This is a genomic window from Roseibium sp. M-1 (assembly GCF_054515675.1).
The window spans coordinates 5,332,281-5,352,887 of record NZ_CM137257.1 but is presented as its reverse complement, the minus strand read 5'-3'; the positions used below and the strand labels follow the sequence as shown (position 1 = coordinate 5,352,887).

The following is a 20,607-nucleotide window of genomic DNA, read 5'->3' as shown; positions in this document are numbered from 1 at the left end:
AGAAGATCCTGAGGACCAAAATGACCGATAAAATTCTTTCCGGGACACCCCATCTATCCAGGCGCTCCCTCCTGAAGGCGGGCCTTGCCGCCGGCGCAGTTGCCGGCACCGCTGGCGCAGCCCGCGCCGCCGGTGATCCCGCCATCACCGAGATCCAGGACTGGAACCGGTATCTCGGCGAAGGTGTGCAGGCGCGTCCCTACGGCACGCCGTCCTTCTTCGAGGAGCATGTGATCCGCCGCGACGTCGAATGGCTGACCGCCTCGACGGAAAGCTCCGTCAACTTCACGCCGCTGCATGAGCTCGACGGCATCATCACCCCCAACGGCCTCTGTTTCGAACGCCATCACGGCGGCATCGCGGAGATAGACCCGGCCGAACACCGGCTGATGATCAACGGCCTTGTCGACACGCCGCTCGTCTTCACCATGGAAGACCTGAAGCGGTTCCCGCGCGAGAACCGGCTCTACTTCCTGGAATGTGCCGCCAATTCCGGCATGGAATGGCGCGGCTCGCAGCTGAACGGCTGCCAGTACACCCATGGCATGGTCCATTGCGTCATGTATACCGGCGTGCCGCTGAAGCTGATCCTGGAAGAGGCCGGCATCAAGACCAATGCCAAATGGGTGATGCCGGAAGGCGCGGACGCCTCCGCCATGACCCGCTCAATCCCCCTTGAAAAGGCCCTGGACGACTGCCTTGTCGCCTTCAAGATGAACGGCGAGGCGCTTCGCCCCGAACAGGGCTATCCGTTGCGCCTGGTTGTTCCCGGCTGGGAAGGCAACATGTGGATCAAGTGGCTGCGCCGCATCGAGATCGGCGACGAGCCCTGGCAGCAGCGCGAGGAAACGTCCAAGTACACGGACCTGCTTGCAAACGGCAAGGCCCGCCGCTTCACCTGGGTCATGGACCCGAAATCCGTCATCACCTCGCCGAGCCCGCAGGCACCGGTCACCTATGGCAAGGGCCCGATGGTGATCTCCGGCCTTGCCTGGTCCGGCAACGGTCGCATCACCCGCGTCGACGTTTCCCTAGACGGTGGCCGCAACTGGCAGACAGCCCGGATCGACGGACCGAGCCTGCCGAAGGCCCTGCACCGCTTCTATCTCGACATCAACTGGGATGGCTCCGACATGCTGATCCAGTCCCGCGCAACGGACGAGTTCGGGTATTTCCAGCCAACCAAGAACGAGCTGCGCGCCGCCCGTGGCGACAACTCGATCTACCACAACAACGGCATCCAGACCTGGCATGTCAAAGCAGACGGGATGGTGGAAAATGTCGAAGTTTCTTAAAACTCTGTTCCTCGGAACCCTTCTGACCACCCTGCCGTTTGCGGCATCGGCCGGCGATGCGGCGATGGGCGAGAAGGTGTTCAAGAAATGCGCTGCCTGCCATGCCGTCGGCGACGGGGCGAGGAACAAGGTCGGGCCGGAGCTCAACGGCATTCTCGGCCGCACGGCAGGCTCTCTGGAAGACTACAAATACTCCAACGCCATGGTCGAGGCCGGCAACGGTGGACTGGTCTGGGACGAGACGAGCCTGACAACCTACCTCACCAAGCCCAAGGACATGATCAAGGGCACCAAGATGGCCTTTGCGGGGTTGAAGAAACAGGAAGACCTCGACAACGTCATCGCCTATCTCGCGAGCTTCTCCAGCGCCGCCCCCGCGGATCAGCAGGGCGCCGCCGAACCGGAACCAGTGGAGGAAACGGAGACCGCCGCAGCTGCCGTGGTGGCAACGCCGGTCTCCGCCACGCGCGACGGCGGCGTCTTCGGTCTCGGCCGGGTCGCGACGGCGGACGAAATCGCCGCCTGGGACATCGATGTGCGCGCCGACGGCACGGGCCTGCCGGAAGGCAGGGGCACAGTGGCGGATGGTGAAGTGCTTTTCACCGACAACTGCGCCGTCTGCCACGGAGATTTCGGCGAGGGCGTCGGCCGCTGGCCTGTCCTGGCCGGTGGACAGGACACTCTCAAGGACGATCGCCCGGAAAAGACCGTCGGCTCCTACTGGCCGTATCTGTCGACCGTCTACGACTATGTCCGCCGCGCCATGCCCTACGGCAATGCCCGCTCGCTTTCCGACGACGAGGTCTATGCGCTGACGGCTTACCTTCTCTATCTGAACGACGTCGTGACCGACGAGGAATTCGAGCTGTCGAATGAGAACTTCGCCGATATTCGCCTGCCCAACGAAGACAACTTCATTGCCGACACCCGCGCCGACGAACCGCACTACGCGCAAAAGTCCGACCCCTGTATGAAGGATTGCAAACCGGCTCCGGTTGAGATCACCATGCGTGCACGCATCCTTGACGTGACGCCGGGCTCGGTGGATGACGACGAGGCTGCCGGCGCAGGAGGTGTCGACTGATTTCACGGGTTGGGAGGACCCGCGATGGACGGAGCAAGGCAAGACAGACGCAGGCTCCGGCTCTCTGGAGGGGGAGACCGGAGACCTCGTGTCAGGACAAGGTGGCTTGCAGCAACTCTGCTGCTTTGCGTCCCGGCCGTAGCCTGGGCAGGAGACCCGGAAAAGGGCGAGAAGGCCTTTCAGGCCTGCAAATCCTGCCACCAGGTCGGCGCCGGGGCCCGTAACGGGATCGGACCGCATCTCGATGGCCTGTTCGAGCGCCGGGCCGGGTCCATCGAGGGCTTCAAATATTCCGGAGCCATGAAAAGACTGGGCGAGGAAGGTCTCGTCTGGAACGATTTCACGCTCGACCAGTATCTTGAAAAGCCGCGTGCCTACGTGCCTGGCACGCGCATGTCCTTTCTCGGCATGAAAGACAAGCAGGAGCGGACGGACGTGATCGCCTATCTGAAAGCCCAGTCGCAGGAGGCGCCGGCCGAAGATCCCATGCGGGCGGCGGCGGAACGTCCTGAAATCGGGGCAGCCGCGATGCAAATCGAAGGCGACAGGGACTATGGCGAGTACCTCTCCAGCGAATGCGTCACCTGCCACCAGATTTCCGGCCGCGCCGACGGCATTCCGTCAATCATCGGCTGGCCCAAGACCCCTTTCATCCGGGCCCTGTTTGAATACAAGACCAATGTCCGCAGCCATCAGGTCATGCAGAACATGACCGTCAATCTCGGTAACGAGGAAATCGCAGCACTTGCGGCTTACTTCGGTTCTCTTGAGCCGCAGTAGAACCATTTGGAAAACCCGCCGCCCGCTGCCTTATTGGGAGGAAGGAAATGCCAAATCTAACACGCCGTCACTTCGGCCTGCTGCTCGGTGCCGGAACCACTACCCTGGCGATGCCCTTTTACGCCCGGGCCCAGGGCAAACCACGAGCTGTCGTCATCGGCGGCGGCGCCGGCGGCGCCACGGCGGCCCGCTACATGGCCAAGGATGCCGGTGAGGACCTCAATGTCACCCTGATCGAGGCCAACCCGCTCTACACGACCTGTTTCTTCTCCAATCTTTATCTCGGCGGCTACCGCGACTTTGAATCCATTACCCACGGCTATGACAAGCTGGCGTCCAACTACGGCATATCCGTCGTCAACGGCATGGCGGACAGCGTCGACAGGGATGCCAGGGAAGTAGTCATGGCCGACGGCTCCAGAGTGCCTTACGACCGGCTGATCGTGGCGCCGGGGATCGACCTCATCTACGACAGCGTGCCGGGATATTCGGAGGAAGCAGCCGAGATCATGCCGCATTCCTGGAAGGCCGGACCGCAGACGCAGCTCCTGAAAGCCAAGCTGGATGCGATCGAAAACGGCCAGCAGATCGTCATGGTCGCCCCGCCCAACCCCTATCGCTGCCCACCCGGTCCTTACGAGCGCGTCTCGATGATGGCCCACGTCCTGAAGCAGAAGGGCTTTACCGACGCCAAGATCATCGTCATCGACCCGAAGGACAAGTTCTCCAAGCAGGGCCTGTTCCAGGAAGGCTGGGAGAAACACTATCCCGGCATGGTCGAATGGTATGGCCCGGACGTGCATGGTGGCATCAAGAGCGTCAACCCGGCAACCGGCGAGGTGGAAACCGATCTCGACACCTTCAAGGGCGCGCTGGTCAACGTCATCCCGGCACAGAAGGCCGGCATGATCGCAGCCAAGGCAGGCCTCACCAACGACGGCGGCTTCTGCCCGATCGATCCGAAGTCGATGCGGTCCACGGCTGACGAGAACATCTTTGTCATCGGCGACGCTTCGATTGCCGGCGACATGCCTAAATCCGGCTTCTCCGCCAACAGCCAGGCCAAGGTCGCGGCTATGGCGGTGCGCGGCGACCTGACCGGGTCAAAAGTGTTCCCGGCCAAATACTCCAACACCTGCTGGAGCCTGATCGAGACCAATGACGGCGTGAAGGTAGGCGCTCAATACGCCCCGACCGACGAGAAGATCGCCTCGACCTCGAGCTTCATCAGCCAGACGGGTGAAGACGCAGCTCTGCGCCAGGCAACCTACGAAGAATCCATAGGCTGGTACAATGGCATCACCGCCGATATCTTCGGCAGCTGATCGCCCCCCTCCCCGCGGCCAGCCTCACCGGCCGCGGGCCATTGCCAAAAAGGAATGCCGGGAGCACCACATCCCGATGTGACCGGGGCTGTGCCGCCCGGCTGGTGGACCCGAAAAACCGGTTCCGTCTAGAGCTTTTCCCGGTCCTGCTGCCCACCTGATTTCGCCGCCACAATTTGCCTCCGCCCCAACCTGGCGGGCGCTTGCGCGCAAAGGGAGCAGTTTTTCCAGTTACACCAGATACTTACAATTTGAAGGGCAGTAATGACAATTTTCCTGAACTGAAAAAAACGCTATGATACGGACGCGATCGAACAGCCAGTCGAGGGCAGGTTTTCAGCAGCCTGTTTCACCGCGATGATTAGGATCGGCACGCACTTCACCGGAACAGATACCCGCAACTGTACGCTGCGGCATGGCGTCCTTTGGACGAAAATCTCCGATAATCTTCTGAAGATCTTGCTCTTTCTCGCGATTGCGGCGATCGGATGCCTTGCCCTCTGCCTCCCCGCAACCGCACAGGTACCAGGTGTCGGCGACGGCGTTTGCGTCGCTTTTTGCGACGATTACAGCTACACCCCGCCCCAGGACGACTATTCCGATAGTTATGGCGGAAGCGGCGGCTACAGCTACCAGTACGAGCAGATGCAGCGGAGCAACCGGCAACCCGGCACGACCAGGAAAAACACCGGCAAGATGAAGCCGAGCGTGAGCCAGCGCAAGAAGATCAAGGAGCAGAACCGGCTGGCAGGCCTGCGCAGGAAATCCGCACAGGAAAACAAGAAGTGCATCGAGGCCTTCGACTCGCTTATCTACACGAAGGACCAGATCGAGACGCTGATCAAGCACTGTTCCGCAGCGCTGGACTATTGCGAGAAAGGACGCGGCAAGTGCAAGGCCGACCGCTGGAACCTGGCTCTTGCCAATGCCATCAAGGCGAAGGACGAGAAGCGCTACGCTGACGCCGTCTCCCATTACGATACCGCGCTGACCCTTTGTGAAGCGGATGACGGCTGTGAAAACGTCAAAAGCAACCGTCAGCGGGTCGCCGGCCTGGCCGACCTGCAACGGGAGGCCGACCGGAGCCAGGACCGCATTCTTGCTGCCGCGACCAGGAGCACGCCGGGCTCCGACGAGACCGGAGACACCGGCAACATCGGTCTGACTTTCCTTGATGCGGATGCCGTCGTCTCCTCCGCCAAGGCCAACTACCTCCTCGATGCACTCGCCCTTGGGCAGGGCGACTGGACAAAGAGTATCGAGGACCTGGAAGGGATTGTTCGCGACAATCCGGACGACCGGGCTGCCCGCGACGCATTGCTCTACCTGAAAGGCCTCTATCAGGGCCAGCTCGCGGTTTCGAAAATGAACAACATCCGCTACCGCCAGGGCATCGATGCCTGGATGGACGGAAATTACGACATCGCGGCGAACCACCTGGCAGAAAGCTACCTGGCCGATCCGGATGATTACGGGGCGCTGGAAGCCTATGGACTGGTTTCCGGTCTTGCCCAGACGAAGCAATATCTCGAATGGACCGGCAATTGCGGCAAGCTGGTCTGCCCGCCCCCCGACCCTCTGCGCTATCCCAAGGACTTTGCGTCGCTTCTGAACAGCCGCGCTTATGAACTTTTAAGCGACGTCGAACGGGAGGACCTGGTCAGGGCCCGCTCCCTTTATTCCGATCCACGCGCGGATCCCGACCGGAGGGCCGCATTGCAATATGTCGAGGGCCTGGCCGCCTGGGACGATTTCCGGAGCCGGGTTCTGGAGCGCGCCTCCACTGGAGCAGACATGCGCACTCTCACCGAAGCCTATATCCGCATCGGCAGTGGCGATTATCAGGGCGCCATCGACATGCTCGACCCGATTGCCTTCCAGGACGACAAAGCCGCGACCTTCGCCTATTTCCACGCAATGGGGCTTGCAGAGGACCACACGCCGAGCGGTGAAGTGTTCCTGATCTCCGATCTTGAAAGCCGCCTGGAGGCCACCTGGCGCGATCTGAAACAGACCCGCTTCGATGCGAACGTGCTGATCCGCCACGATCCGAAGCTGAGACCGCCCTGGAAAGTGATCCGCGACCGGCTGCGCAAGGAGGAGCTTGACGCCTTTGCGGAATTCCTCACCGATCCCTTTGCCACCGCCGGGGAAATCGTCCAGGCCCAACAATAGGTGTCCGACATGACCCGGTTCCTGACCCTGCTTGCAGCCGCCTGCCTGCTCCTGTCTCAGCCGGCGCTTGCGGAACTCAGGGACTGGAAGGCGGAGTATCAGCGGGGCCTTGATGCGGCCAGGGCAGGCGATTTCAAGAAGGCCGTCGAGATCCTCGACCTCGTCAACAATGAGGTGGAACGAAATCCCGGCGTTGTCTTCAATTTTGCCCTGGCAAGCGCACGCAACGGCAATCTCTTCAGGGCCGCCATGCTGTTCCGGCAATATCTGGTGATGGTGCCTGACGCTGCGAACGCCGATGGCGTCCGCAAGGAAATTGCCCGGCTCGATGAGGAAATCCGCGCCAGGGAAACCGATCTCTTTCGCCGCGCCCTGGCCGCCGCGACCGAATTCCCCGATGTGGCGCCCGAGAGCACATATTCAACGCCCAAAAAAACCAGGCTCTTCAGCTCCATTGCCCGGGAGGCAGAGGATGTCGGCAACGCCGAAATTGCTGCGGAAGCCAACAAGGCGGCTGTAGCGGCTTCGGCGAGACACAGCCAGGAATACGAGCCTTCGGACGCAGCCGGCAGGTTCCGTGAGAACCTCGACGAAGCCGGTGATATTGTTGCCCTCGTTGCCGCTGCACAGGATTTCGACGATCCGGAGGACTATCTCGACGGGCTTGTGAATGCCCTCGGCACCCTGACCGACTTTGCTCCCGACAGAACCCTGCCCTTTCTGGAAGTCCTGCCGAAGGAGTTGCTGGCATCCGATGACTACAAGGTCAGGAACCTGATCAAGCTCGCCCTGGCAAGTGGAGCCACAGATCCCTTCTACGTGCGGCGGGAGTGGGACAAGGACTTCATCTATATGAAGGAGACCGCGCTTACCGACGCCGTGCTCGCTCTTCATTCCCCGGAAGAGTGGCAACCGCTTGCAACAGCGATCCTGCGGCGAAAACCGGAAAGTTTCGACGCCCTCGCTTCACTTGCGCAGGCACAAAGGGCGCTGAAGATCATCAGCAGCAATCGCGGCAACCCGTTCAATCCGCTCGGCGAATGGAACTACTCGGTGATGGTCGCACGGCTTTCCTTTGCCATCGGCAACATGGACGGCGTTGCCCGCGCCCGCAAGCAGGTGATCGCCTTCTCGGGGGAAGAAACCGACTACAGCCGCATGACCGACCTGTTGCTCCTGACGGCCAAGGGGCAGGTCGGCGAGGCGATTGCAACCACGAAAAATCGGGAAGGAGAATGGGACGTTTGGGAACAGTCGATGGACTATTATTTCGGCCGCGCCGCCAAGGTCGCCGCCCGTTCCCTGATGGCAAATGGCCGGTTCGGGGAAGCAGGAGAGATGATCCGGCAGGGCGTGCGCGCCTTTGAAATGGCGGAGATGCTGCGTGAACTGGCGGACCGGCTGGATCAGGAGGGGCAACCCGAGGCAGCTGCGGACATGCGCCTTCAGGCGGACACGGTCGAGACGGAAGTGCGGGGCAGCTGGAAACCCTCGTCCGATGACCACCTTGCAGGCGTGGCCCGTTGGAAAAAGGTTGCCGACCACTACAAATTCTCTTCCGGCAGCGTGGAGAGCCTCGACCAGGCCATCAAGAGTGCGCTCAACACCGAGCATTGCTGGTCGGACACCAAGGCGGAATGCATCATCGGTTCGCTGGACTATGCCGCGGGCGCCTGGGGTGAGGCTCGGATGACCGTCGCCGCGCTGGAAAAACTCGATCCGGAAAGCGCCGTCTGGTTGCCGCAGGAAACCCGGCAACGCTATGCCATGGCCCGGGACGAAGCCCTCCGCCAAATCGAACCCACCGCCCGCGCAGCCCTGGCGAAATGGTTACAGGAAGACCTCAGTGACGACGAAAGACGTTTCAAGGAAATCAACGACCACCGCATCGCCGCCAATGCGGGCAGCGCTGCTTCCGTCAAGACCCTGATCTCGCTTTACGACGAAGAGGAAAAAGGGCTGTCGGCGCAGGAGCTGGCCAGCCTTATTGCGGACGGACTGCGCCACGGCGACCGTTATCTCCATGACGAGGTCATGACAGGCTTCCAGGACTGGAAGAAGAAGCTGCGGCTCGAATTCCAGTGTGTTCTCGCCGACGAAGGCCTCTATACAAGCGGCATTGACGGTGCCATTGGTCCCGGCACCCGCAAGGCCATTGACGCTCTATTCGCCAGCAATGCACCGGCGCATTGACACGGCTGCCGATTGAAAAAGCCGGCCGGGCAGAAGACTGCGCGGCCGGCAAGGGTCTGGGGAGGAGTTGAAGATGCTCTACCGCCTTAAGATCGATCAGCTTTTGGACGCTCGATCGATTCCGGCTGTGCGTCCGCTGATCCAGAGCGTGTCGCGTTTAACTGGAAATGTCTTGCATCGCTTTTTGCGTTGAAATCTCTGATTTCAGACAGCGAAAAGCGATTCCGATAAAACGCGATTTGCTCTAGCGCATCGCCGTCGGCAGGTAGAGTGCGATCTCGGGCACTGCGATCAGCGCCGCGACCATTGCCAGCATGGCAAGCACATAGGGGATCGCACCCAGCATCACCTCGGCGATCGAGCCGCCGCGCCGGGCGCTTTGCACCACGAAGAGGTTGAGCCCCACCGGCGGTGTGATCAGCGCCATTTCGATCAGCACGATCATCAGGATGCCGAACCAGACCGGGTCATAGCCGAGACTGATGACGATGGGCACGACGATCGGAATGGTGATGACCATCAGCGACAGCGTCTCGATGAAGAAGCCGAGCACGATATACATCGCAACGATCACCATCAGCATCTGCAGCGGGCCGAACCCCAACCCCTCCAGAAACCCGCGCAGCTCCTGCGACAGGCCGGCGGCCGACAGGGTGAAGTTCAGGAACGAAGCGCCGATCACCACCAGCATGATCATTGCGGTGACCCGGACCGTGCCGATCATCGCCGCACCGATCATGCGGACGTTCAGTCCGCCGAAAAGCGCTGCGATGGCCATCGCCCCGGCGACCCCGACCGACGCTGCCTCGGTCGGGGTCGCCCATCCCTTGTAGATCGAGCCGATGATCGCGGTGAAGAGCAGGATGATCGGCAGGAGGTCCGCCAGCCCGAGCGCCATTTCGCGCAAGGGAAAGGTCCGCCGCGCCCCGCCGAGATCCGGCCGTACCAGGCAGACCAGCGCCGTCACCACAAGGAATGCCAGAGCCAGCAGGATGCCGGGCAGCAGACCGGCCAGGAACAACTGCGGGATCGAGGTCTGGGTCAGGAAGCCGTAGACGATCAGGTTGATCGACGGCGGGATCATGATCCCGAGCGTGCCGCCCGCGGCAATCGCGCCGGAAAAGAGCTTCGGGTCGTAGCCCAGCCGGTCGGCCTGGGGCATCGCAACCGTCGCCACCGTCGCTGCGGTCGCGACGGAAGAGCCCGAGGTTGCGGAGAACATGGTGGCCGTCGCGACATTCGCGTGGACCAGCCCGCCCGGCAGCCACGAGACCCAGCGGTCGAGCGCGGAATAGGTCCGGGCGGCAATGCCCGTCCGCACCAGGATCTCGCCCAGCATGACGAAGAAGGGAATGGCGATCAGTGCGGAATTTTCCGAGGTCGACCAGACCATGGAGCCGAGACCGCGGGTCAGCGGAAAGGCGCTGAAGAATTCGTCGATGCCGAAGCCCAAAAGAAAGAGCACGATGCCGACCGGAATGGAGAGGCTGAGAAGGCCGAGAAGGCCGATGGAGACAAAGGACAGCATCAGGCCGTCTCCCCTTCCGGAAAGGCACCGATGGCCTGTTCCGATTTCGAGAACTCGCCCTTGAACACCAGCAGCGTGCCGGCAAGGAATGTCAGCCAGGCGGTGATGGCAAACCACACCCAGCCGGCAAACCACGGCAATTGTACAAGCGCGAGCGGCGTTTCCAGTGGCGTGTTCGCCCGCGAGGAATTGCGCAAGGACGTCTCGACTACCGGCCAGCACTTCAGCGCGATGACGGAGACGGTCGAGGACAGGGTGAAAATGGACAGGAGATCCAGCACCGCCCGCCATTTCGGAACACCGACGGAGCGGCGCAGGAAGTCGATCCGGATATGCGACAGTTCCGAAAGGCCGAAGGCCATGCCCCAGGCGGTTCCGATGGCCATGACATAGCCGGAAATCTCGTCCGTGCCGCCGATTGAAGCGCCAAGCTGGCGGAGGCAGATATCAATGAGAACAAGACCTGCACAGGTGAGGAACAACACGCCGACGGCAATGGCCAGCCGGCGGTTGGTCTGCGACAGGATTGATAAGAGCTTCTCCGCCACCTTGACCTCTCCCGACGCTTAGTTGGTCTTGATCGCAACGCCGACGACGGCGCCGACACTGTCGTTCCAGCGCGTGGCCCAGTCGCCGCCGGCCCGTTCCGCCCATTCCGGCAACACTTGCGTTTCCAGGATCAGGCGGGCCCGGTCGATGTCGCCGTCACTGGCTTCGACCAGCACCATGCTGCGCTTGTCGCCGGAGCTGCACTCGCCCTCGCCCGTAAGGCAGGCGATGTCGTTGGCAAGCGCACCTTCCGCCGCAACCCAGGCCGGTGCCTCGAATTCCGAATGGATCTGGCTTTGGATCAGCCCCTGGGTCTCCTCGGAGAGAGCATTCCACTTGTCGAGATTGATGGCGGTGACGACCGGGTCCCAGCCGCCGAGCGGGATCGGCAGAAGGTGCGTGCTGACCTCCCACCAGCCGGCGCTGTAGCCCGAGCCCGCCCCGGTGACGGCGCAGTCGACGACACCCTTTTGAAGCGCACCTGGCACTTCGGAAAAGGCAACGGTGATGCCTTCCGCGCCAAGCGCTTCGAGGAACTTGGCCGTCATGCGGCCGGAAGCGCGGATCTTCTTGTCCTTCAGGTCGTCGAGCGAGCCGACCTCGGCGTTGCAGAACACCACCTGCGGCGGATAGGGCGCAATCGCCAGGACCTTGGAATTGAAGCGAGTCTCGAAGATTTCCTCCACCATCGGCCGCGCGGCTTCGACGGCCGCATGGGCCTTGTCGGCGGTCATGGCCACCAGCGGGACGTCGAGACCTTCCAGCTCCGGCGCGTCGGCGACGGCATAATCGGCGACCGTCATGCCGACGTCGAAGACACCCTGGCCAAGCAGCCGGAAGACTTCGCCGACACCGAGATTCATCTGGTTATGCGTGGTGACCGTGGTCTCGATCGTCCCGCCGGAGGCTTCCGGCAGGGTGGTCTGCCAGAACGGCGCTTCGAATTGCTGGTGCAGCGGCAGGCTGGACCAGCTGCCGACGATGGAAAGGTCTTCCGCGGCGCTTGCCGTCGTCGTCATGGCCGCTGTCGCCAGGAGAGAAGTCAGGATCTTGTTCATGTGTCCACTCCGTGAAGGTTCGAGTTTACTCTGTCTTTGTTGTTATGATTGGCTTTGTTGCGAGGATCGGAATTTCCGCGTCGTCGGGGATGTCGGTGATCAGCATGTGCCCCGGTTTGTGGGTGATCAGCAGCGGCAGTCCGGCGCTGCGGATAATCGCCTGCGACGTCACCCCGCAGGCCCAGAAGACGGGTGTGAAACCGTCCTCGACGGGTACCGGGTCGCCCCAGTCGGGAGACCCCAGATCGGCAATGCCGATGGCTGCCGGATCGCCGATATGGACGGGCGACCCATGCGCCAGCGGATAGCGGGCCGAAATCGCGATCGCGTCCTTGACCCGGTCATTCGGGATCATCCGCAACGTGACCACCATCGGCCCGTGGAAAGGTCCGGCCGGAACCGTCTCGATCAGGGAGCGGAACATCGGCACGGTGAGATTGTTGGAGATGTGCCAGAGATCGATCCCCGCCTCGATCAGCGCATGTTCGAAGGTGAAAGAGCAGCCGAGGGCGAAGACGACCAGATCGTCGGACCAGAGGCCGCCCAGATCCGTCACGGAGCCTGCAAGCCGGCCTTCGCGATAGAGGTCGTAGGCGGGAACGTCGGTGCGAATGTCCAGGCTGTGTCCAAGGGTGAAGAGCATCGGATTGCCGGTGTCGGACACGCCGATCAACGGGCAGGGTTTCGGATTGCGCTGGCAAAAGCGCATGAAATCGAGCGCATAGGCTTCAGGAATGATCGCCAGATTGGCCTGCAGCAGATTGCGGCCGAGCCCCGCCGTATGAGCGGTATAGCTGCCGCTGCGGATCTGTGCGCGAACCGCTTCGATACTTTCCTGCCGGAGACTTTCATAAGATTGCAGCACGGCCTTCCTCCTCCAATGGAGAAAGGCTCCCGCATCATGCATATAAACTCAAATTGAATGATTTTAGCGGAAACTATAAAGGATTTTTATTATCTGAGTAGGCTTTGGCGACTTCCAGCGCCTTCCTTGCCGCCGACGCCACGATGTGGCTGCGCGGGTCGCCAAGGTAGCTTGCCGAAAACCTCAGGGCGTCCGGCACCCAGCCAGGATCGAAGGCAACGATGCGCCCGCCCGCGACATAGGGCCGGGCCAGCGCCTGCGGCAGGGCTGCGACGCCAAGGCCCGCTTCCACAAGACGGAAACAGGCGGAAAGCGAGGAGGACGGAAACATCTGCACATCGGGCGCGACCCGCTCGAACAGCAGCGTTTTCAGCTCCCGGTAGGGGCGCGTGTGCCGTGCGTAGGTGATCACCGGCTTTTCCCGCAGCAAGGCCCTGGCCTTGTCGCCCTCGATGTCTGTGCCGGCTGCCGCATACCAGGCCAGCTCGAATCCGGGCAAGTCGACATTGTCGACGGAATATTCCGAGATTGGGCCGAGCAGCAGGGCCAGATCGATCTCCCGGTCGAGCAGCCCGGCGCGCAGGTTCACCGAGATATCGACATTGATTTCGACGATGAGGTTCGGGAAATCCTCGCGCAGCGCACCCACCAGATCCGGCAGCCAGCATTGGGCGATTGTCTCCGAGGCACCGATACGCAGGTGCCTGTCGATGCCCTCGGCCGAGACCACCGTCTCCTCCACCTTGTCGGAAAGCCGCTCGAACTGCTCGGCAAAGGTCTGCAGCAACTCGCCCCGCTTGGTCAGTTTGAGCCGACCGGGCGAGCGCTCGAAAAGCTCCGTCCCCAGAGCTTCTTCCAGCCGCTTCAGCCGTGTCGTCACCGCCGGCTGCGTCAGGTTCAGACTATGCGCCGCCTTGTTCACCCCGCCATGGCGGATTACGGCGAGAAACGCCCGGAGCTGATCGAGATTGAGCGGATGCATGACGGATCCCGGATTGATCGATTCCGGCTACCATGCGCGAAGCTGCGGAAATTGAAAAGTTTTGGGTGAGACGCAGACCCTGCAGCTTGCTCTGGTCACCCCCTAGTGGTTCGATTCTGACATTTGCATCCCCCTGCTGCTAGCGCTGGAGCAAATGTCAGAATCATAAGAACCACTAGATAAATATATGATTCTAGCGGAGCTTTTGAATTTGACATTTGAGCATCAGCCTAGCCGCGAGCGGGACTCAAATGTCAAATTCGCTCCACTAGTGGGTGGGGCAACCGCTTATGCAAGAGATCCTTATCAAGCGCATTTGCCATACCACCTCCGCAGTGTCTCCCCGGACAAGCGAAGCGCAGATCCGGGGCCTACTCGCAGAGCCATTTGTCGAAACGCGCAATGTTTCATGAAAAAGTGGCCACCACTCATGCTCTCTGGAAACGAGTGGGCCCCGGATCTCGCGATGCTCGCCCGGGATGACACCAGTGTTTTCTGAATGACTATTCCAAATGCGATTGACCTACCCGCAGGGCGGGAGAGGGAGAGCCAGACGACGCACTCAGGCCGTCAGTTGCGGTCCGGTCCGATCCAGCACCTTCCCCGCCAGCCGCCGGATCCGGTCCGGATCCGGATGCATGTCCGCCTTCTCCGCCATGCGGGCCCAAAGGAACAGGAGCAGTGTCTTGCTCGTCAGCGTCATGAACTCATGTGCAATCGGCGTCGGATCATCGCTTTGCAGCAGCCGGTCGAGCACCGAACACCAGTGCCGCAGTGCCTCTTGAAGCTTCGTGCAGCCGGTGTCGTTCCTCCCGCATTCTGAACGCAGGAACGCCTCGAAGGCCCGACCTTCCGCGCCCTGCAACAACCGGGTGACCAGGGCACGCTCGTGAATGCCGTTGGCCCCTTCGTAGATCGCGGTGATGCGGACGTCGCGATAGGACTGTTCGAGGAAGTATTCCTTCAAGTACCCGTAGCCGCCCAGCACCTGCATGCCGAGCTCCGTCGCCCGCATGCCGGCCTCGGTGCAGAACACCTTTGCGACCGGGGTCAGGAATTCGGCGAGGTCCGGATTGTCGCCGGCCTCGACCGTCACCAGTGCCAGATGCGCGATCGCCCGCCCGCCCAGCGCCAGCGCGTCGATCTCGTCCAGCATGCGCCGGACATCCGCATGGGCATTGAGTGTCGCCGGAGCGCCGGACGCATCGCGTCCCTGCTTACGCTCGGCGGCATAGGCGGTGGCGATATCGGCCGCACGCGCGGCATGGGCGACGCCCTGCAGCGCCACATCCACGCGGGCATGGTTCATCATCGTGAACATGGCCTTGAGGCCATCGCCTTCCTCGCCGACCAGTTCTGCCGTCGCACCGTCGAACCTGAGCTGACAGGTGGGCGAGGCATGGAGGCCCATCTTCTCTTCGATGCGGGTGACACTGACCGCGTTGCGGCTGCCGTCTTCCAGCGTGCAGGGACAGACAAACAGCGACAGGCCCCTGATGCCCTCGCCGGAAGTGCGCGCCAGAACCAGGTGATGGATCCGCGCGCTCATGTCCTGGTCGCCGCCGGATATGAAGATCTTCTCGCCCGAAATCGACCAGCCGTTGCCAGACCGCTCTGCCTTGGTGCGGATACGCGACAGGTCCGATCCGGCTTCCGGCTCCGTCAGGCACATGGTCGCCATTGCCTCGCCGGAAGCGAGGGAGGGAACGTAGCGCTGCTGCTGGTCGTCCGTGCCGAAGGCGAGCAGAGTGCGGGCCGCTCCCGCCCCGAGGCTCGTCACCATCTGCAGGCTGTGATTAGCCCCGGTGAAAATCTCGGAGGTGATCGCCAGCGCCATGGCATCGAGGCCCTGTCCGCCAAAATCCTCCGGCACAGTCAGCCCCGGCCAGCCCTGTTCCGCATAGTCCGCATAGGCTTGTGCAAAGCCGTCCGGCATGTGGACGCGCCCCTCTTCCAGCCGGCAGCCCTGCCGGTCACCCGGTTCATTCAGAGGTGCCAGCTGCTCCTCCGCGAAGGCAGCAAAATGACCGCCGATTTCAGCCGCCAGTTCCGCATCGAAATGCGGCAGGTCACCTGCACCGGCAACATGGTTCAAGGAGAACAGGATATCGTCCAGCGGAGCGGCAAAGGGCTTCATGGGTCAATGGCCTATGACAAGAAAAGTGTTGTGCGTCTGCCACCCGTTCACCCTCATCCTGAGGAGGGCGCGAGCCCGTCTCGAAGGATGGGCGGCATATTCCGGAGCAAGCAGCCCATCCTTCGAGACGGTCCTTGCGGACCTCCTCAGGATGAGGGTGAACGGGTAGAAAGCCTCGCGAAAGAAAGTCATTCGCCCCCTCCTCACGTCACGGCAAACAGCGACACCAGCACCGCCGAGGCGAGCCGTCTGCCGGTGCCGACGAAGATCGTGCGGTTGACCCAGGCATAGCGCGGGTCACCGGTTTCCAGCCTTGCAGCGGTGCGGAAATAGTAGAGCGACGGGTCGACATCCTCGCCGCGGGCGAGTGCTGCCAGCACCTCCGGCGGACCATGCCGGGCGCCCTTGTTGACGATCTCGATCACGGCACCGTCCTCCGTCTCGAAGGCGTAGCGGGTGTCGATATCGGACGAGCCGTCTGCCAGCGTCGTCTGCCAGTCGGCACCCATGGAGAGCACCTTGCCGCTGACCTGACCGGTCACACGCCCACCGACGATCGGGATGATCCGGCGCGTGCCGCCTCTGCCCGGTCCCATTTCCTTCACGGGTCCGAGTTCGACCTCCAGGTCACAGAAATGGCTGAGGCCGGGCGTGATCATGCCAGCCCCAGCAGCCTTGCGGCGTTGCCCTTGATGATGTCGGGGCGCAGCTCGTCCTTGATCGCGATTTGCTCGAAATCGGCAAGCCAGCGCTCCGGCGTAATCATCGGCCAGTCGGAGCCGAACAGCACCTTCTTCTTCAGGATGGAATTGCAATATTTCACCAGGATTTCCGGGAAATATTTCGGCGACCAGCCAGAGAGGTCGATATAGACATTCGGCTTGTGCTGGGCAACGGCCAGCGCCTCTTCCTGCCAGGGGAAGGAGGGATGTGCCAGGATGATCTTCATGTCTGGAAAATCGACGGCGACATCGTCCATGTACATGGGATTGGAGTATTTCAGCCGCATGCCGTTGCCGCCGCGCATGCCGCTGCCGACACCGGTCTGGCCGGTGTGGAAGAGCGCGATCGATCCCTCCTCGGCAATTGCCTCGTAGAGTTCATAGGCCATGCGGTCATTGGGGTAGAAACCCTGCATGGTCGGATGGAACTTGAAGCCCTTGATGCCAAAATCCTTGATCAGCCGCCGTGCTTCACGCGCGCCCATCTTGCCCTTGTGCGGATCGATGGAAGCAAAGGGGATCAGCACGTCGTCATTTTCGGCGGCAAGCTCTGCGACTTCCTCGTTCTTGTAGCGGCGGTAGCCGGTCTCGCGCTCCGCATCGACCGGGAAAATCACCGCGGCAATGTTCTGCTCACGGTAATGTGCCGCCGTTTCCGGCACCGTCGGCGGATGGCTCCAGGGGGCACGGAAATACTTCGCCATCGTCGCCTGGAGGTCATCGTAGCCGTCGTCGGCATGGCAGCCGCAGGGTTCCTCGGCGTGGGTGTGGATGTCGATGGCGCGGACCTTGGTGATGTCGACCATTGCCGTTTCCTCAGATTGTGACCACAGCCGGGTCGTTGTCGGTATAGAGCCGCTCCAGCAGCGCCTCGCGGCGCGCCAGAACCTTGCGGATGTTGAGATTGCCCTTGGCGGTCATCTCGCCCTCGGGCATGGACGGCGGCTCGGCAAGCACGATGGCTCTTGAGACCAGTGCCGAGCTGCCACTGATCTCTCGGGCCCGCTCGCTCAGGCGCCGGTGGATCTCGCCCTGCAGCAGCGTTCCGGCAAGGGCGCCGTCTTCTTCCTTGAGGTCGAAGCCTTCGCGGCTCAGCTCTGCCACATTCGGGAAGATCATCACGCCGATCTGCTTGCGGTCGGCCCCGGTTATCACCAGGTCCACAGCAAGCGGCGCCAGCCGTGACAGCATGTCGAGCTTCAGCTGCGCCGCCCGGACCCAGGTGCCGGATTGCAGTTTGAAGTCTTCCGAAATGCGCCCGTCGAAACGCATCCCCTTGTTGGGATCGTCCTTGTCCAGGAACACCATGGCGTCGCCGGTGATGAAGAAACCCTCGTCGTCGAAGGCGGCTTGCGTCTTTTCCGGATCGTTGAAATAGCCGGGCATGATGCTCGGGCCCTTGACGCGGACCTCGCAGCGCATGTCCTCGTCCGGGATCAGCTTCACCGTGACGCCGTTCACCGGCACACCGACAATGCCGGAGCGTGGAGCCGGTTCCTGCTGCATCATGGCGGCCGGCGCGGTTTCGGTCAGGCCCCAGGAGGAGGTCATCAGCGGGATCTCGCCCTTCACCTCCATCGCCATGCGCTCAAGACCCGACCAGGTTTCCTGCGGCAGGGAGGCCCCGGCATAGAAGACCAGATCGAGATCCTCGAAGAACCGCCGGCGCAAGTCCGCATCCTGTTCGAGTGCGGACAGCAGCATGCCGAAGCCGAGCGGCACGTTGAAGGCGAGCGTGCCGGTCTGCATCTTCAGGTTCTCGACCGTGCGCTCGAAGAGCCCCTTCACCGGCTTGCCGTCGTCGATATAGAGGCTGCCGCCATTGGCCAGCATCATGTTGAAATTGTGCGATCCGCCGAAGACATGGTTCCACGGCAGCCAGTCGACGATCACCGGCGGACGCTTGCGCAGGAACGGCAGCGCATCGGCCAGCTGGACCTGGTTGACGCACATCATGCGATGGGTGGTCAGAACCCCCTTGGGGCTGGAGGTGGAGCCCGAGGTCATCAGGATCTTGCCGACCGTATCCGGGGTCACCTTGGCAAAGGCGGCATCGACATCAACGCCATCGTCGCCCTTGAGCAAGACGTCAAAGCTCGTGACGGAACGATTGCCCGGCCGGCTCGCGACAACCTCGACACCATCGAAAATATCGAGGCCAAGCGCCTCGCCGAACTGCTCCGCGTCGACGGCATAGACCATTTTCGGCCGGACCAGGGAGGCGACCTCGCGCAGGCGGCCATGGGCGCCGTGGACGAGGGCATATTGTTCGGCGACGGGCACGATGGGCACGCCGACATATTGCGCGGCGAGCGCCAGGATGCCGTGGTCGACGCCGTTGCCGGAGATGACCAGGATCGGCGTCTCCGCTCCCATGCCACGCGCCAGCAATGCCGCACCGACAGCGCGGACCTTGCCGAGGGTGCCTGCATAGGTCTCCGCGCGCCAGCCGGCGCCACTGCGCTCTGCGATAAACACCCGGTCCGGCACAACTCCAGCCCACTGGCGCAGCCAGTCGCCGGTCCGCTCGACGGTCGGGCTCAGGTGATGATTTGAGCGCAAGAGGATCGTTCCGTCCGGCCGGATCTGGCGCTCGACGTCATGTCTCTGGAATTCCGTGGTGCGTTTCATGACTGCTCCTCCAGAATGTCGCGTCAGGCGGTCCGGTGACGGTTGGTTTCGATCTGCTGCATCACTTTAACAGTGGTCGTCAGCGCATCCGGGCTGATGCCCTTGAGGAGAAGCTGCTCGTGCGCGGCCACTGCGGCGGAGGCCTTCTCGCACAGCCGACGGCCTGCGAGCGTTGCCTTCAGTGCATAGGCACGGCGGTCGCTTTCCACCCGGTCCCGGAGGATCAGCTCCCGGCGTTCCAGCTCATCGACAATGACCACCAGGTTCGGCCGCTCGATATCCATCGCCTCGGCCAGCTGCGACTGGCGCAGACCCGGATTGTCGACGATCAGGATCAGCGCCGTATAGGTCAGCATGCGCAAATCGAAGGGCTTCAGGGTCTTCGTCAGATCCGACTGGATGACGTTGAAGGTCCGTTTCATCTGATAGCCGAGCAGCGTACGCAGGGACCTGTCGCTGACTGTTACCACTGAATTCTCGGTATCCGGTTCCGGTGCGGTCTTCTTCATGGCGCTCACCTGAAGTTGGGGCTGCGTTTTTCAAGGAAGGCTGCAAGGCCTTCCAGTGCATCGGGACTGGTCTGGGTGATCGCGGCGCACAGGCTCTCGGTGAAGAGGCCGTCCGCCTTGGACATGTCGCCGATCCGTGCCAGGGCCTGGATCATGATGTAGTTGGAGAGCGGTGCGTTCGACGCGATCTTCGCCGCCAGCTCCTGCGCCTTTGCCAGTGCCTCGCCCTCTTCCACCGTGTAATGGGTGAGCCCCAGCAGCTTGCCCTCGGTGGCGTCGTATTTGCGCCCCGTCAGCATCATCTCGGTCATCCGGTCGGCACCGAGAATGCGGCCGACGCGCACCGAAGCCCCGCCGCCGACGAAGATGCCGCGCCGGCCTTCAGGCAACTGGAAAAAGGCGGAAGGCTCGGCGACGCGCACATGGGTGGCGCTCGCCAGTTCCAGCCCGCCGCCGATGACGGCACCGAACATGGCGGAGACCACCGGCAGGCCACCGAACTGGATCCGGTCCATCACCTGATGCCAGCCGCGCGAATGACGCATGGTGCCTTCCGCATCGCGGGCGACGTGCTCTGAAAGATCGAGGCCGGAGCAGAAGTGGCCGGCCGTACCGGTGATCACCACCGCTTTCACGTCCGCGGGCGGTGAGGTGAAGAAGCCGTCGATGGCCACCAGCAATTCGTCGCACATGGCATTGCGCTTGTCCGGCCGGTTCATGGTGAGCGTCGCAACGCTGCCGGAAATCTCGATTTTCAGGATGGGGTTGCTCATT

17 protein-coding genes are annotated in these 20,607 nt (G+C 62.2%); 6 read left to right on the top strand and 11 right to left on the bottom strand.

Annotated features, from left to right (window positions below):
- Positions 1–20: 20 nt before the first annotated feature.
- The 6 genes from soxC (at position 21) to ACX3M4_RS24200 (ending at position 8,852) form a co-directional block, all read left to right on the top strand.
- The gene (gene soxC, locus ACX3M4_RS24225; RefSeq protein WP_459355533.1) at positions 21–1,295 is read left to right on the top strand and encodes a sulfite dehydrogenase; all 1,275 of its coding nucleotides are present in this window, start codon (positions 21–23) and stop codon (positions 1,293–1,295) included.
- A complete protein-coding gene (locus tag ACX3M4_RS24220) occupies positions 1,279–2,379 on the top strand; it encodes a c-type cytochrome (RefSeq protein WP_459355532.1) in 1,101 nt (366 codons plus the stop codon). Before soxC ends, ACX3M4_RS24220 begins: the two co-directional genes overlap by 17 nt.
- A 24-nt stretch (positions 2,380–2,403) precedes the next feature.
- Positions 2,404–3,159: a c-type cytochrome gene (locus ACX3M4_RS24215; protein ID WP_459355531.1), complete on the top strand. Its 756-nt coding sequence runs from the start codon at positions 2,404–2,406 to the stop codon at positions 3,157–3,159.
- 47 nt (positions 3,160–3,206) lie between these two features.
- Complete coding sequence (locus ACX3M4_RS24210) at positions 3,207–4,484, top strand: FCSD flavin-binding domain-containing protein (RefSeq protein WP_459355530.1); 1,278 nt, start codon at positions 3,207–3,209, stop codon at positions 4,482–4,484.
- 357 nt (positions 4,485–4,841) lie between these two features.
- Complete coding sequence (locus tag ACX3M4_RS24205) at positions 4,842–6,659, top strand: hypothetical protein (RefSeq protein WP_459355529.1); 1,818 nt, start codon at positions 4,842–4,844, stop codon at positions 6,657–6,659.
- Between the two features lie 9 nt (positions 6,660–6,668).
- Entirely contained in the window at positions 6,669–8,852 is a 2,184-nt protein-coding gene (locus ACX3M4_RS24200; RefSeq protein ID WP_459355528.1) for a hypothetical protein, read from the top strand.
- A 244-nt stretch (positions 8,853–9,096) separates the two neighbouring features.
- On the opposite strand, the gene ACX3M4_RS24195 is transcribed toward ACX3M4_RS24200, so the two are convergent.
- The 11 genes from ACX3M4_RS24195 to ACX3M4_RS24145 all read right to left on the bottom strand — a co-directional run bounded on the left by ACX3M4_RS24195 (position 9,097) and on the right by ACX3M4_RS24145 (position 20,606).
- Positions 9,097–10,380 (bottom strand): TRAP transporter large permease, encoded by a 1,284-nt coding sequence (locus tag ACX3M4_RS24195; protein ID WP_459355527.1) that lies wholly within the window; start codon positions 10,378–10,380, stop codon positions 9,097–9,099.
- Positions 10,380–10,928, bottom strand: coding sequence for a TRAP transporter small permease subunit (locus ACX3M4_RS24190; protein WP_459355526.1), 549 nt, complete (start codon positions 10,926–10,928; stop codon positions 10,380–10,382). The genes ACX3M4_RS24195 and ACX3M4_RS24190 overlap by 1 nt, the downstream gene beginning before the upstream one ends.
- Before the next feature lie 18 nt (positions 10,929–10,946).
- Positions 10,947–11,987, bottom strand: coding sequence for a TRAP transporter substrate-binding protein (locus ACX3M4_RS24185; protein ID WP_459355525.1), 1,041 nt, complete (start codon positions 11,985–11,987; stop codon positions 10,947–10,949).
- Positions 11,988–12,012: 25 nt separating this feature from the next.
- Positions 12,013–12,852 carry a putative hydro-lyase gene (locus ACX3M4_RS24180; RefSeq protein ID WP_459355524.1) on the bottom strand — a complete coding sequence of 280 codons (840 nt, stop codon included), beginning with the start codon at positions 12,850–12,852 and terminating at the stop codon, positions 12,013–12,015.
- A 73-nt stretch (positions 12,853–12,925) separates the two neighbouring features.
- Positions 12,926–13,834 (bottom strand): LysR family transcriptional regulator, encoded by a 909-nt coding sequence (locus tag ACX3M4_RS24175; protein ID WP_459355523.1) that lies wholly within the window; start codon positions 13,832–13,834, stop codon positions 12,926–12,928.
- 562 nt (positions 13,835–14,396) lie between these two features.
- Positions 14,397–15,971: an acyl-CoA dehydrogenase family protein gene (locus ACX3M4_RS24170; protein WP_459355522.1), complete on the bottom strand. Its 1,575-nt coding sequence runs from the start codon at positions 15,969–15,971 to the stop codon at positions 14,397–14,399.
- Positions 15,972–16,174: 203 nt separating this feature from the next.
- Positions 16,175–16,630, bottom strand: coding sequence for a DUF3237 domain-containing protein (locus ACX3M4_RS24165; RefSeq protein ID WP_459355521.1), 456 nt, complete (start codon positions 16,628–16,630; stop codon positions 16,175–16,177).
- Entirely contained in the window at positions 16,627–17,499 is an 873-nt protein-coding gene (locus tag ACX3M4_RS24160; protein WP_459355520.1) for an amidohydrolase family protein, read from the bottom strand. The genes ACX3M4_RS24165 and ACX3M4_RS24160 overlap by 4 nt, the downstream gene beginning before the upstream one ends.
- A 10-nt stretch (positions 17,500–17,509) precedes the next feature.
- On the bottom strand, positions 17,510–19,324 hold the full coding sequence (locus ACX3M4_RS24155; RefSeq protein ID WP_459355519.1) for a feruloyl-CoA synthase: 1,815 nt from the start codon (positions 19,322–19,324) through the stop codon (positions 17,510–17,512).
- A 23-nt stretch (positions 19,325–19,347) separates the two neighbouring features.
- Entirely contained in the window at positions 19,348–19,833 is a 486-nt protein-coding gene (locus ACX3M4_RS24150; protein WP_459355518.1) for a MarR family winged helix-turn-helix transcriptional regulator, read from the bottom strand.
- Positions 19,834–19,838: 5 nt separating this feature from the next.
- Positions 19,839–20,606: a crotonase/enoyl-CoA hydratase family protein gene (locus ACX3M4_RS24145; RefSeq protein ID WP_459355517.1), complete on the bottom strand. Its 768-nt coding sequence runs from the start codon at positions 20,604–20,606 to the stop codon at positions 19,839–19,841.
- Position 20,607 lies beyond the last annotated feature (1 nt).